We start from the raw sequence: 12,361 nt of genomic DNA on the forward strand, positions 1-12,361 counted from the left end.
ACGGGCGTCGTTCGGCTCAGGACGGGCATCCGTCGGCTCCGGCCGAGCATCATTCGGTTCGGGACGGGCGTCGTTCGGTTCGGGACGTGCGTCGGTCGGTTCTTCCCCCACCACGGTTCCCCCTCGTGGTCCATGCGCGGTGACACGCCACCGTCGCCTCTTCCCCCCTACCCTTCACGGTTCGCTCACACGCGTCCACCGATCCGCGAAGCCGGTGACCAACCTGCGACCTATCCCTGCGCGGTTTCTCCTTTCCAAGGCCCTAAAGTCGCGGGCGTGCCGTACGACCACCGGAACACCGCCCGCCGTACCCTCGCCCTCGCCCTCGCCGCCACGGGCTGCTGCGCCGTGCTCGCCGGGTGCGGGGCCTCCCAGGCCTCGCCGCCGACGGGGAAGTCCGGGCAGAGCCCGCAGTCCCCGACGACCGGGCACGCGAGCGCGACCGCGTCCCGGCCCCCCGCGGCCTCCGCCTCGCCCGAGCCGGCCCGCTCCCTCGCCGGGCGGACCGTCGTCATCGACCCCGGTCACAACCCCGGAAATTTCCGTCATTCCACGGAAATCAACCAGAAGGTGAACATCGGGACCAACCGCAAGGAGTGCGACACCACCGGCACCTCCACGAACGCGGGATACACCGAGGCGTCGTTCACCCTCGACGTCTCCCACCGGCTCCGCGACCTCCTGACCGCCCGCGGCGCCACCGTCGTCCTCACCCATGACGCCGAGCGCCCCTATGGGCCGTGCATCGACGAGCGGGCGCGGATCGGCAACGAGGCCCGCGCCGACGCCGTCGTCTCCGTCCACGCGGACGGTTCCGCCGTCGGCCACCGCGGATTCCATGTGATCCTTCCCGCATCCGTGCGCGGGGGCTCCGCCGACACCGCGAAGATCGTCGGCCCCTCCCGTGAGCTGGGCGAGCGGATCGCCGACCGGTTCGCCCGCGCCACCGGAACGGCTCCCTCCAACTACCTGGGCGACGGTACGGGGTTGGACGTCCGCGACGATCTCGGCGGACTCAATCTCTCAACCGTCCCCAAGGTGTTCGTCGAATGCGGCAACATGCGTGACCCGAAGGATGCGACGCTGCTCACGTCGGCGACGTGGCGGCAGAAGGCGGCCCAGGGGATCGCGGACGGCATCGCCACCTACCTCAAGGGGTAGAACCGGCGGGCGATAGATTCGCTCCGTACGATGGGGCCTCCCCCGTGCCATGAACTTGAGCGCCACCCCGACGCGACGACCGACGACCGACGAAGGACTTCTTACGTGAATATCCGCTCCCTCACCCGAGGCGATGGCGTGCTGATCGGTGCAGCGGTGGTGCTGTTCATCGCCTCGTTCCTCGGCTACGCCGGCTGTGACGGCCCGGCGTCGTTCTGCGACGGCTTCGACTCCCCGAACTCGTGGGAGGCGTCGCCGCTCGGCTGGGGCTCCTTCTTCCTCGGCATCGCCGGCGTGGCGCTCGTCGTCGCCTCCCGCGCCCTGCCGCAGCAGCGCAAGGTGGCCGGTCTCGAGCTCGGCCAGGTCGGCACGGCGTTCACCATCGCCTCGGCCTGGACCCTGCTCATGTGGATCTTCGAGGCGAACAGCGCCGGCGCCGGTCTGATCCTCGGCCTGATCGCCTCCCTGGTCGCGGCCGGTGCCGCCGTGGCCGGTCCGCTGGTCCCCGCCCTCAAGGGCCCGCTCCTCCCCGCGCCCAAGCCGGCGGCCCCGCAGCCGTACGGCATGCAGCCCGGCCAGCCCGGCCAGCAGGGCGTCCCCGGCGGCTACGGCTACCCGGGCGTGCAGCAGCAGCACCAGCCGTACGGCGGTCCGCAGGATCCCTCGCAGGGTGCGGGCCAGCCGTTCGGCGCGCAGGTCGGCGCCCCGCAGCAGCAGGCCCCGCACCAGCCGGAGCCGCAGCAGCAGGCCCCGCAGGCGCAGCCGGCCGGGGACTTCGCGCCGTTCTGGTTCGCCGTCCCGGTCGCCCGCCCGCTGTACGCGGAGGACGGCTCGCAGGCGCCGATCGCCGAGCTGGCCCCGGGTACGTGGTACCTGGCGGTCGAGCAGCGCGGTGCCGCTCTGGTGGCGCAGACGCAGGACGGCCGTCGCGGCGTCCTCCAGGACACGACGGGCATCCAGCGCGGCTGATCCCGCCGTACCCCGTACGCACGGCCCCTCGTCCGGAATCCCTTCCGGGCGGGGGGCCGTTGCCGTACAGTCCCCGCAACACCCGAACTGACGGACCGTCAGAAAGGATGCGGGGCATGCGACTCGGACTCGCCCTCGGCTACTGGGGCCGCGGCCCCTCCCCCGCCCATCTCGACCTCGCCCGCGAGGCCGAACGGCTCGGCTACGACTCCGTGTGGACGGCCGAGGCCTGGGGCTCCGACGCCTTCACGGCGCTCACCTGGATCGCCGCCCACACCAGCCGCATCAGGCTGGGCACCGCCGTCGCGCAGATGGCGGCCCGCGCCCCCACCACCACCGCGATGCACGCCCTCACGCTCGACCACCTCTCCGGCGGGCGGGTCCTGCTCGGGCTCGGCCTGTCGGGGCCCCAGGTCGTCGAGGGCTGGTACGGGCGCCCCTTCCCCCGCTCCCCGCTGACCGCGACCCGCGAGTACGTGGACGTGGTCCGCCAGGTCCTGCGCCGCGAGGGCCCCGTCCGGCTCGACGGGCGCCACCACTCCCACCCGTACACCGGGGCGGACGGCACCGGCCTCGGCAAGGCGCTCAAGCCGATCACCCACCCGCTCCGGTCCGACGTCCCCGTCCTCCTCGGCGCCGAGGGCCCCAGGAACATCGCGCAGACCCTCACCATCGCCGACGGCTGGCTGCCGCTGTACTGGACGCCCGACCGCTGGGCCGAGGTGTACGCCCTGCCGGAGGCGCTCCCCGAGGGCTTCCTCGTCGCGCCCATGGTCCGCGCCCGGCTCTGCGAGGACGTGGCGGCCGGGCTGCTGCCGGTCAAGGCGATGCTCGGCTTCTACATCGGCGGCATGGGGCACGCGGCCCGCAACTTCCACGCCGACCTGATGGGGCGGATGGGGTACGAGAAGGAGGCCCGGCGCATCCAGGAGCTGTTCGCGGCCGGGCGGCGCGAGGAGGCCGTACGCGCGGTGCCGGACGCCTTCGCGGACGAGATCTCCCTCGTCGGCCCCCGGCGGCGGATCGCCGCCCGCCTGGAGACATGGCGGCGGGGCCCGGTGACGGACCTCCTCGTCACGTCACCGGACCCCGACACGCTCCGGCTCCTCGCGGAGCTCAACGCCTGACCGGTCAGCCGCCGCTGAGCTGCGAGGCGCTCGGCACCTTGTCGACGACCTCGGCGCCCGCGCTCTTCCCCGCGTCCTTGACGCTGTTGATGACACCCTCGAAGGCGCCGACGTCCGCGTCGCCCACCTCGCCCTTGCGGAGCTTCGTCCCGAGGTCCTTGAGCGACTCGATCCCGGCCGTGAGCGGCGCGACCGCCTTCGAGAGCAGCGGGTCGCCCTTGGCGTTGTTCGTCGCCGCCTTGAGCCGGTTGTAGGTGAACGCGCCCGCGAGGCCCGCCTTCACCAGGGCGAAGGTCCGGCCGTCCGCGCCCTTCTTGAACTTGCCCGCGCGGTACGGCTTCACGATCCACTGGTACGTGGCACCCGCGGCCAGACCGGCGTTGGCCACGAACCGCGTCTTCGCCAGCCTCTGCTGCTCGAAGCTCGCGGACGCCGTCGGGGTCGGGGCGCCGCTCACGCTCTGGGCCTCGCCGTCGCCTCCGCAGGCGGCGGTGGTCAGGAGCAGGGTGCAGGACAGCAGCAGCGCCACGACACCGCGCGAAAGACTTCTGGGCACGACGGGACCTCCCTGGGGTGATGGCGTCAGCCTCACCCGGGGCCCGGGCACCCGCCACCCGGACGACTCCGTACGAGTGCGGGCACGGGCACGCGCGAAGGCGGGGGCGCCCTTGCCCGCTCAGGCCTCGCAGCAGTCAGGTTCGAGGCCCGTCGGGAGGCGCTCGCCGCCGAAGACGGCGCCCGTCGCCTCTTCGCCGCCCAGGGCCGCGACCGCGAGCAGCAGGGAGCCGGCGGTCCAGCTGGTCTGCTCCTCGGGCCAGAACGCCTTGCCGGCCCCCTCGTCGCCCTCGTCGCCCTCGAATACGTATCCCGTCCAGTACATGCCGTTCCCTGCCCGCAGGTGCTGGATGTCCTGGAGGATCGTGAGGGCGCGGTCGGACTCCCCCATCGCCCAGAGGGCGAGGGCGAGTTCGCAGCTCTCGCCGCCGGTGACCCACGGGTTGGGGATCACGCACCGCACCCCGAGGCCGGGCACGACGAACGCGTTCCAGTCGGCCTCGATCCTGGCCAGCGCGTCCGGTCCGGTGACCGCGCCGCCGAGGATCGGGTAGTACCAGTCCATCGAGTAGCGCGACTTGTCGAGGAAGCGCTCCGGGTGGCTGCGGATCGCGTGAGCGAGCGCCCCGGTCGCCAGCTCCCAGTCCGGCTGCGGCTCCTCGCGGGTCTCGGCGATGGCGAGGGCGCAGCGGAGCGCCTGGTGGATCGACGAACTGCCGGTGAGCAGCGCGTCGTCGACCGGGGTGCCGTCGGCCTCGCGCTTCCAGCCGATCTGGCCGCCGGGCTGCTGGAGCCCGAGGACGAACTCGACGGCGGCGTAGACGACGGGCCACATCCGGTCGAGGAAGGCGTCGTCGCCGGTCGACAGGTAGTGGTGCCAGACGCCGACCGCGATGTAGGCGACGAAGTTGGACTCGCGGCTCCGGTCGGTGACGTCGTCCGGGTCGCCGTCACGGTAGGCCGCGTACCAGGAGCCGTCGCCGTTCTGGTGCCGGGCGAGCCACTCGTAGGCGCGGGTGGCGGCGGCGTGCTCGCCCGCCGCGTCCAGGGCCATGGCGGCCTCGGTGTGGTCCCACGGGTCGAGGTGGTGGCCGCGGAACCACGGTATGGCGCCGTCCTCGCGCTGGACGGCGAGTATCCCGGTGACCGTCTCCGCGGCCTGCTCGGCGGTGAGGACGCCGGGCAGCACGAGGTGCTCGGCGATCCGCTCGGGACTCGTCACGCCTGCGCCTTGGGCAGGTGGGGCTTGGTCGCGTACGCCACGAAACTCTTGCCGACGACCGGGTTGAGCAGCTGCTCGGCGACCCGGGTCAGGGCCGGCTTCTTCATGATGTCCCAGACCAGGAGCTTGTGGTACGCCCGGACGGGCAGCGCTGCGTCCTTACCGTCCCTGCCCACTCCGAAGGCGCACTTCAGCCACCAGTACGGCGAGTGCAGCGCATGCGCGTGGTGGGTGCCGTACGGCCTGAGGCCGGCCTGCCGGATCTTGCCGAGGAGCTCGTCGGCCTTGTAGATGCGGATGTGGCCGCCCTCGACCTCGTGGTACGCGTCGGAGAGCGCCCAGCAGACCTTCTCGGGGCCGTAGCGGGGCACGGTGATCGCGATCCGGCCGCCGGGCTTGAGGACGCGGACCATCTCGGCGAGCACGCCCTTGTCGTCCGGGATGTGCTCCATGACCTCGGAGATGATGACGACGTCGAAGGACTCGTCGGGGAAGGGCAGGTTGAGGGCGTCGCCCTCCATCGCGGTGGCGGTCGCGCCCGCGGGGGCCTCCCCGGCCTCCTTCATGGCCGCGAACCACTTGGCGACCTCGCGGATCTCGTCGCCGTTCTGGTCGAGGGCCACGACCTGGGCGCCGCGCCGGTAGCACTCGAACGCGTGCCGGCCCGCACCGCAGCCCAGATCGAGCACACGGTCGCCGGGGGCGAGCGGGAAGCGGGTGAAGTCGACGGTCAGCACGGGGTCGTCCTGCTTTCGCGGTGGAAGGGTAGTTGTGGGCGGGCGCCGCCGCATGGTTGTGGGCAGGCGTTCCGCAGGGCGGAACGGGTGGGCACAACCCGACCACCGGGCCGCACCCGGCAACGACAGCGAACGGTCACCGGCGGACTCCGGCGCCCTGCGCGGCGACCGCCTCGCGGTACAGCTCGGCGGTGCCCTGCGCGGCCCGCGCCCAGGTGAACCGCTCAAGCACCCGGGCGCGCCCGGCCGCCCCCAGCCTGGCCCGAAGGCCCTCGTCGCCCAGCACCCGCCCGAGCGCGGCGGCAAGCGCCCCCGCGTCGCCCGGCGGCACCGCGAGGCAGGTCTCGCCGTCGGTCCCCGCGACCTCGGGGATGGCCCCGCCGGTGGTGGCGACGAGCGGGGTGCCCGTGGCCATCGCCTCGGCGGCGGGCAGCGAGAACCCCTCGTACAGGGAGGGCACGCAGGAGACCTGGGCGGAGCGGACCAGGTCGACGAGCTCGGCGTCGCTGATGCCCTTGACGAACTCGACGGCGCCGTCGAGCCCGTACCGCTCGATGGCGGCGGCGACCGGCCCGTCCTCGGCCCGCCTGCCGACGACGACGAGGTGCGCGACCGGGTTCTCGGTGCGGAGCTTGGCGAGCGCCTCGATCAGGTGGATCAGGCCCTTGAGGGGGACGTCGGCGCTGGAGGTGGTGACGATCCGGCCGGGCACCTCGGCGACGGCCGGGTCGGGGGACCAGAGGTCGGTGTCGGCGCCGATGTGGACGACCCGGATGCGGTCGTCGCGTACGCCGAGGTGGTCGACGATCTCCTGCCGGGAGGTGCCGGAGACGGTGAGGACCGACGGCAGCCGGCGGGCGACCCGCTTCTGCATGCGGGTGAAGGCGTACCAGCGGCGGACGGAGGCGCGGCGCTTCCAGTCGGCGGCGGCGTCGAGTTCGAGCTGCCGGTCGACCGTGATGGGGTGGTGGATCGTGGTGACGAGCGGGGCGCCGATCGCGCCCGGGCCGCCGAGGAGCCCGTACCCGAGGGTCTGGTTGTCGTGGACGACGTCGAAGTCCCCGCGGCGGGCGGCGAGCATGCGCCGGGCCCGCAGGGAGAAGGTGAGCGGCTCGGGGAAGCCGCCGGTCCACATGGTGGCGACCTCGAGACCGTCGATCCAGTCCCGGTACTCGTCGCGCTTCGGGGTCCGGAACGGGTCCGGCGAGCGGTAGAGGTCGAGACTGGCGATCTCGGTGAGCGGGACGCCCTCGTCGAGGGTGGGGTACGGCTGCGAGCCGATGACCTCGACGTGGTGGCCGAGGCGGGCCAGTTCACGGGAGAGGTGGCGGACGTAGACGCCCTGACCGCCGCAGAAGGGGTTTCCCTTGTACGTGAGGAGAGCGATCCGCAGCGGAGTGTCACCGGTCGCGGTGACGCCCTGGCGGGGGCCTGCCTCTATGGCCTCAGCGGTCATGCGCGACCCCCTTCGAGCGTGCGTTTCGCCGGAGCGTAACCGCTCGCGCTAATCTAGAACAAGTTACAGACTTGATCGTTCTTGATCTTCTGGCCTGATCTTCTTGATCCTTCAAGGAGGACAGAATCTACCGGCAGGTAGCCCCGTGGTGAGAGCCGGAACAGGTGATTCGCGCCACGGCGCCCACCCCGCCATACTGTCGCTCCCCACCGCACGGAACGGGACCCCATGACCGCAGACAACAGAGCGGACCACAGACCCGCGTCGCCGCCCCTCACGGAGCGCCAGGAGGCGCGGCGGCGCCGCATCCTGAACGCCAGCGCCCAGCTCGCGGCGCGGGGCGGCTTCGACGCCGTGCAGATGCGGGAGGTCGCAGAGGCGGCCGGGGTGGCGCTGGGGACGCTGTACCGCTACTTCCCGTCCAAGATCCACCTGCTTGTCGCGACGATGCAGGACCAGCTCCAGCACCTGCACACCACCCTGCGGAAGCGGCCGCCCGCCGGCACCGACCCGTCGGAGCGGGTCGCGGAGACCCTGATGCGGACCTTCCGCGCGCTCCAGCGCGAACCGCAGCTCGCCGACGCGATGGTGCGGGCCCTGACCTTCGCCGACCGCAGCGTGAGCCCCGAGGTCGACACGGTCTCCCGGCTGACGACCGCGATCATCCTGGACGCGATGGGGACGGAGCACCCCACACCGGAGCAGCTGTCGGCGGTCCGGGTGATCGAGCACACCTGGCACTCGGCGCTGATCACCTGGCTGTCCGGGCGCGCCTCGATCGCACAGGTGAAGATCGACATCGAGACGGTCTGCCGGCTGATCGACCTGACGGCGCCGGAGGCCGGCGGCAGGCGGGCCTGACGTACGCCGCCCGCGCCCCCGCGTGAGGGCGCGGGCGGCGCGCCGGCTCAGGGCTTCTGGTGCTTCGCGTTGTCCTTCGCGATGAGCGCGGCGCACGTCGGGCTGCTGTCCGCGCCGATGAACATGACCAGCTTGACCGGGCCGGTGGAGTGGTCGCTGGCGTTGAGCTGCCAGCCGCCCTTCTTGAGGGACTTGATCACCGAGCCGTTCTGCTCGGTGCTCCGCTCCTCCTGCCAGCCACCCTTGGTCAGGGCCGTGATCGTGGCGGCGTAGGCCTTCTTCGGGTCGGCGGCCTTCTCGACGTCGGCCGACCAGCTGACCATGCAGTCCTTGAGCTCCGGCGGCACCTCGTCGCCCGAGGAGTCCTTCGTGAACCCGGCCGCCGTGGCCGCGTCGGTCAGCTCCTTGGTGACGGCGGCCCCGTCCAGCTTCGCGTCACTCGAACCGCCGGAGCCGCCGGAGCCTCCCGCGCCGCCCGTGGCGGCCGAACCGGCGGAGGACGAACCGGCGGAGGACGAACCGCCCTTGTCCGTACCGCCCTCACTGCCACAGCCCGCGACCAGCAGCACCACACCGGCGGCCGCGGCCACCAACTTCAGCTTGCGCACAACACTCCCAAATCGGCCCGCACGAAGACCTTTTGCCCCCGCTGACAAGGGCACAGTTTTGCACGTGGGAACGAACTGCGTGTGCAAAGGCGCGTCGTGTCAGGGCTGTTCGCCGTCCTCGCTCTCCAGGACGTCCAGGTCCTTCTCGGTGAACTGCTTCATGCACGAGTCGTCCGACGCCTGGAGGGAGATCACCTCCAGACTCAGCGTCTGCCGCGAGCTGTGGTGACGCGCGAGCATCGTCCAGCCCCGCTTCTTGAGAGTGACCCCGACCATGGTGCTGCCCTTGTCGTCGAGCTTCTCGACCTGGCGCCGCTCCTGGACCCACTTCTCGCCGACGAGGGCGGCGACCGCCTTGTCGAAGCCGCCGCGCGACCCTTCGACGAGAGGGCCGACGTACTGCCAGCCGGCGGAGCAGGCGGCCATGCGCTCGGCCACCCGCTCCCGCTCCGTGCTCGGCGTGGGCCCGGGGGCCGAGTCCGTGGGCGTCGGCCCGCCGGCCCCCTTGAGGCCGGACTCCGGCAGCCCCGCCCCCTCGACGGCAGCGGTGATCTCGGCGTGCGCCGCCTGGCGGCCGAAGGCCTCGGCCTTCGCACCGGGCCCGCAGCCCGCCGCCAGAAGCGCCGCCGCCGTCGCGCCGGCGACCGCCGCCCACCGTGTACCCCGACCCCGCATGTCTGCCCCACTCCCTGTGCGTCCGCTGTGCCGGAGGAGTGTCACACACGACGTACGGGCAGGTCACAGGCGGTCAAGGGCGGGCGGGCGCGGCCAGGGTCGGACGGTGGCTACCCCTCCTCCGGCGGGAACACCGGCTCGCCGCCGGCCGCCAGGGTGATCTGGATGGCCTCCACGGGGCAGCCCTCCGCCGCCGCGAGCAGCAGTTCGCCCGCGTCGGTCTCCGCCTCCCGCGGATGGGACTGGCGGGCCGTGTCGAGACGGAAGCCGTCCGGGGCGTGGTTGACGCACATGCCGGAGCCGATGCAGACGCCCCGGTCGACCTCGATGTGCCAGCGGTCCCCCATCACGCGTCCCCGTAGCCGGCCGGCAGGTGGATCATCTTGTGCTCCAGGTACTCGCCGAAGCCCTCGGGGCCGAACTCGCGGCCCAGGCCGGAGTTCTTGTAGCCGCCGAACGGCCCGAGCATGTCGAGGCTGAAGGTGTTGACGTTGAAGGTGCCGGTGCGCACGGCGCGGGCGAAGTCGATGCCGTGCTCGACGTCGCCGGTCCAGACGCTGCCGCTGAGACCGTACTCGGAGTCGTTCGCGATCCGGACGGCCTCGGCCTCGTCCCCGTACGGCAGGAGGCAGATGACCGGGCCGAAGATCTCCTCGCGGGCGATCCGCATGGAGTTGTCGACGCCGCCGAAGAGCGTCGGCTCGACGTACCAGCCGCGGTCGAGCCCGGCCGGCCGGCCGCCGCCCGCGAGGACCTTGGCGCCCTCCTCCTGGCCGATGCCGATGTAGTCGAGGGAGCGCTGCCGCTGGCGCCGGGCGACGAGCGGGCCGACCTGGGTGGCCGGGTCGAGCGGGTCGCCGACGACGAGCGCGCCGGCCGCCGCGGCGAAGGCCTCGGCGATCTCCTCGTACCGGGAGCGGGGGGCGAGGATACGGGTCTGGGCCACGCATGCCTGGCCGTTGTTCATCCAGGCGGCGGGCACGATCCCGGCGACGGCGGCCTCCAGGTCCGCATCCGGCAGGATCACCGCGGCCGACTTCCCGCCGAGTTCGAGGGTGACGCGGGTGAGGTTGCGGGAGGCGACCTCCATGACGCGCCTGCCCGCCGCGACCGAGCCGGTGAAGGAGACCTTGTCGACGCCCGGGTGGCCGACGAGGTACTCGCTGACCTCCCGGTCGGCGGGCAGGATGCTGAGCACGCCCTCGGGCAGCCCGGCCTGGGTGGCGATCTCGGCGAGGATGTACGAGTCGAGGGGCGTCTCGGGCGAGGGCTTGAGGACCACCGCGCAGCCGGCGAGCAGCGCGGGCCCGAGTTTGGCCGCGGCGGTGAACTGGGGCACGTTCCACGGGACGACGGCCGCGACGACCCCGACCGGCTCGCGCCGGACGAGCAGCGGCCCGAGGACGCCGCCGCGCCGCTCCTCGTAGACGAAGCCGCGGGCGACGGTGATCGCCGCGTCCCAGACCATCATCGCGCCGAGCGCCTGGGCGAGGACGGACCAGGAGTACGGGGAGCCGTTCTGGGCGCTGATGGAGCGGGCGATCTCCTCGTACCGCGCGGCGATCCCGTCCTTGACGCGGGTGATGACGGCGATCCGCTCCTCCAGTGTCATCCGGGGCCAGGGCCCCTCGTCGAAGGCCCGGCGGGCGGCGGCCACGGCCCGGTCGACGTCGGCGGCGGAGGCGTGCGGGACGCGCCCGATGACCTCCTCGGTGTGCGGGGAGATGACCTCGATGACCTCCTCGCCGAGCGGGTCGGTCAACTCCCCGCCGATGAAAAGCTTTCCGTGCTCGACAAGCTCGGTCATGACCGCCGCCTCCAGAGGAGCAGGAATTCCCTGACGATGTATCAGTACTGACACCCAGAACTGATACCAGTTCTAGTTATGATGGGCAACGGTCGGGCAAGCTCCGTACGGTCTTGGAGAGATGAGGGCACATGACCCAGGTGACCGAGCACGGCGGAGGCGTCTGGTCGCTCCGGGTGCCCATCCCGGACAACCCGCTCGGCCACACCCTGGTCCACGTCCTCGACACCGACCGCGGTCCCGTCCTCGTCGACACCGGCTGGGACGACCCGGCCTCCTGGGCCGAACTGGCCGGCGGGCTCGGTGCGCTCGGCCTCGGTGTGGCGGACGTCCACGGGGTCGTCATCACCCACCACCACCCCGACCACCACGGTCTCTCCGGGCGCGTCCGCGAGGAGTCCGGGGCCTGGATCGCCATGCACGCCGCCGACACCGCCGTCGTCCGCCGCACCCGCGAGTCCGATCCCGGCACCTGGCTCGACTACCTCGCCCGGAAACTCGCCACCGCCGGCGCACCCGAGGACCATCTCGCCCCGCTCCGGGCCGCGCGCACCTCCGGCCGCATGGCCACCCTCCCCGGGCTGCGCTCCGCCCTCCCCGACCGCGAGATCGTCCCCGGTGAGCTGCTCGACCTCGCCGGACGGCGGCTGCGGGCGATCTGGACGCCCGGCCACACCCCCGGCCACGTCTGCCTCCACCTGGAGGAGGAGCACCCCTCCCGGCTGCCCGGCCACGGCCGGCTGTTCTCCGGCGACCACCTGCTGCCCGGGATCTCCCCGCACATCGGTCTCTACGAGGACCCCGACGACCACACCGAGACCGATCCCCTCGGGGACTACCTGGACTCGCTCGAACGCGTCGGCCGCCTCGGCGTCGCCGAAGTCCTCCCCGCCCACCAGCACGCCTTCCCGGACGCCGCCGGCCGCGTCCGCGCGCTCCTCGACCACCACGAGGAGCGGCTCACCGGACTCCTCGGCCTCCTCGCCACCCCGCTCACCCCCTGGCAGCTCGCCGAGCGGATGGAGTGGAACCGTCCCTGGGAACAGATCCCCTACGGCTCCCGGAACATCGCCGTCAGCGAGGCCGAGGCCCACGTCCGCCGCCTGGTGAAACTGGGCCGCGCCGAAGCGGTGACGGGCACGGACCCCGTGGAGTACGTGGCCGTGTGAGGCAGGTCCCACCC

General features: G+C 72.6%; 13 protein-coding genes. 5 read left to right on the plus strand and 8 right to left on the minus strand.

Annotated features, from left to right (window positions below; genetic code table 11):
• Positions 1-276: 276 nt before the first annotated feature.
• The 3 genes from ACIA8N_RS02590 (at position 277) to ACIA8N_RS02600 (ending at position 3,257) form a co-directional block, all read left to right on the plus strand.
• Positions 277-1,161, plus strand: a complete 885-nt coding sequence (locus ACIA8N_RS02590) for an N-acetylmuramoyl-L-alanine amidase (protein ID WP_365777369.1) — start codon at positions 277-279, stop codon at positions 1,159-1,161.
• Positions 1,162-1,266: 105 nt separating this feature from the next.
• On the plus strand, positions 1,267-2,130 hold the full coding sequence (locus ACIA8N_RS02595; protein ID WP_365777371.1) for a DUF5336 domain-containing protein: 864 nt from the start codon (positions 1,267-1,269) through the stop codon (positions 2,128-2,130).
• A 116-nt stretch (positions 2,131-2,246) separates the two neighbouring features.
• On the plus strand, positions 2,247-3,257 hold the full coding sequence (locus ACIA8N_RS02600) for an LLM class F420-dependent oxidoreductase (protein ID WP_365777373.1): 1,011 nt from the start codon (positions 2,247-2,249) through the stop codon (positions 3,255-3,257).
• A 4-nt stretch (positions 3,258-3,261) separates the two neighbouring features.
• On the opposite strand, the gene ACIA8N_RS02605 is transcribed toward ACIA8N_RS02600, so the two are convergent.
• The 4 genes from ACIA8N_RS02605 to ACIA8N_RS02620 all read right to left on the minus strand — a co-directional run bounded on the left by ACIA8N_RS02605 (position 3,262) and on the right by ACIA8N_RS02620 (position 7,227).
• Positions 3,262-3,813 (minus strand): hypothetical protein, encoded by a 552-nt coding sequence (locus tag ACIA8N_RS02605; protein ID WP_365777375.1) that lies wholly within the window; start codon positions 3,811-3,813, stop codon positions 3,262-3,264.
• 120 nt (positions 3,814-3,933) lie between these two features.
• On the minus strand, positions 3,934-5,034 hold the full coding sequence (locus tag ACIA8N_RS02610) for a prenyltransferase (protein WP_365777377.1): 1,101 nt from the start codon (positions 5,032-5,034) through the stop codon (positions 3,934-3,936).
• The gene (locus ACIA8N_RS02615) at positions 5,031-5,771 is read right to left on the minus strand and encodes a class I SAM-dependent methyltransferase (protein ID WP_365777379.1); all 741 of its coding nucleotides are present in this window, start codon (positions 5,769-5,771) and stop codon (positions 5,031-5,033) included. The genes ACIA8N_RS02610 and ACIA8N_RS02615 overlap by 4 nt, the downstream gene beginning before the upstream one ends.
• Before the next feature lie 136 nt (positions 5,772-5,907).
• On the minus strand, positions 5,908-7,227 hold the full coding sequence (locus ACIA8N_RS02620) for a glycosyltransferase family 4 protein (RefSeq protein WP_365777381.1): 1,320 nt from the start codon (positions 7,225-7,227) through the stop codon (positions 5,908-5,910).
• A 228-nt stretch (positions 7,228-7,455) separates the two neighbouring features.
• Between ACIA8N_RS02620 and ACIA8N_RS02625 the strand changes: the two genes are divergently transcribed.
• Positions 7,456-8,088: a TetR family transcriptional regulator gene (locus ACIA8N_RS02625; protein ID WP_365777383.1), complete on the plus strand. Its 633-nt coding sequence runs from the start codon at positions 7,456-7,458 to the stop codon at positions 8,086-8,088.
• Between the two features lie 47 nt (positions 8,089-8,135).
• Here ACIA8N_RS02625 and ACIA8N_RS02630 read toward each other — a convergent pair whose 3' ends face one another.
• The 4 genes from ACIA8N_RS02630 to ACIA8N_RS02645 all read right to left on the minus strand — a co-directional run bounded on the left by ACIA8N_RS02630 (position 8,136) and on the right by ACIA8N_RS02645 (position 11,178).
• The gene (locus tag ACIA8N_RS02630; RefSeq protein ID WP_365777385.1) at positions 8,136-8,696 is read right to left on the minus strand and encodes a hypothetical protein; all 561 of its coding nucleotides are present in this window, start codon (positions 8,694-8,696) and stop codon (positions 8,136-8,138) included.
• Positions 8,697-8,795: 99 nt separating this feature from the next.
• Positions 8,796-9,371 carry a hypothetical protein gene (locus tag ACIA8N_RS02635; RefSeq protein ID WP_365777387.1) on the minus strand — a complete coding sequence of 192 codons (576 nt, stop codon included), beginning with the start codon at positions 9,369-9,371 and terminating at the stop codon, positions 8,796-8,798.
• A gap of 110 nt (positions 9,372-9,481) precedes the next feature.
• A complete protein-coding gene (locus tag ACIA8N_RS02640; RefSeq protein WP_365777389.1) occupies positions 9,482-9,718 on the minus strand; it encodes a ferredoxin in 237 nt (78 codons plus the stop codon).
• Positions 9,718-11,178: an aldehyde dehydrogenase gene (locus ACIA8N_RS02645; RefSeq protein WP_365777391.1), complete on the minus strand. Its 1,461-nt coding sequence runs from the start codon at positions 11,176-11,178 to the stop codon at positions 9,718-9,720. The genes ACIA8N_RS02640 and ACIA8N_RS02645 overlap by 1 nt, the downstream gene beginning before the upstream one ends.
• Positions 11,179-11,309: 131 nt before the next feature.
• Here ACIA8N_RS02645 and ACIA8N_RS02650 point away from each other — a divergent pair, with 131 nt between their 5' ends.
• Complete coding sequence (locus ACIA8N_RS02650) at positions 11,310-12,347, plus strand: MBL fold metallo-hydrolase (RefSeq protein ID WP_365777393.1); 1,038 nt, start codon at positions 11,310-11,312, stop codon at positions 12,345-12,347.
• The last annotated feature ends 14 nt before the right edge of the window (positions 12,348-12,361 follow it).

It is taken from the genome of Streptomyces sp. NPDC051822, from assembly GCF_044452745.1.
Classification (GTDB): Bacteria; Actinomycetota; Actinomycetes; order Streptomycetales; family Streptomycetaceae; genus Streptomyces.

Coding starts and splice junctions, on each gene's coding strand:
- ACIA8N_RS02620 (WP_365777381.1), bottom strand. CDS start 7,227: ATGACCGCTGAGGCCATAGAGGCAGGCCCCCGCCAGGGCGTCACCGCG.
- ACIA8N_RS02635 (WP_365777387.1), bottom strand. CDS start 9,371: ATGCGGGGTCGGGGTACACGGTGGGCGGCGGTCGCCGGCGCGACGGCG.
- ACIA8N_RS02625 (WP_365777383.1), top strand. CDS start 7,456: ATGACCGCAGACAACAGAGCGGACCACAGACCCGCGTCGCCGCCCCTC.
- ACIA8N_RS02650 (WP_365777393.1), top strand. CDS start 11,310: ATGACCCAGGTGACCGAGCACGGCGGAGGCGTCTGGTCGCTCCGGGTG.
- ACIA8N_RS02600 (WP_365777373.1), top strand. CDS start 2,247: ATGCGACTCGGACTCGCCCTCGGCTACTGGGGCCGCGGCCCCTCCCCC.
- ACIA8N_RS02645 (WP_365777391.1), bottom strand. CDS start 11,178: ATGACCGAGCTTGTCGAGCACGGAAAGCTTTTCATCGGCGGGGAGTTG.
- ACIA8N_RS02640 (WP_365777389.1), bottom strand. CDS start 9,718: ATGGGGGACCGCTGGCACATCGAGGTCGACCGGGGCGTCTGCATCGGC.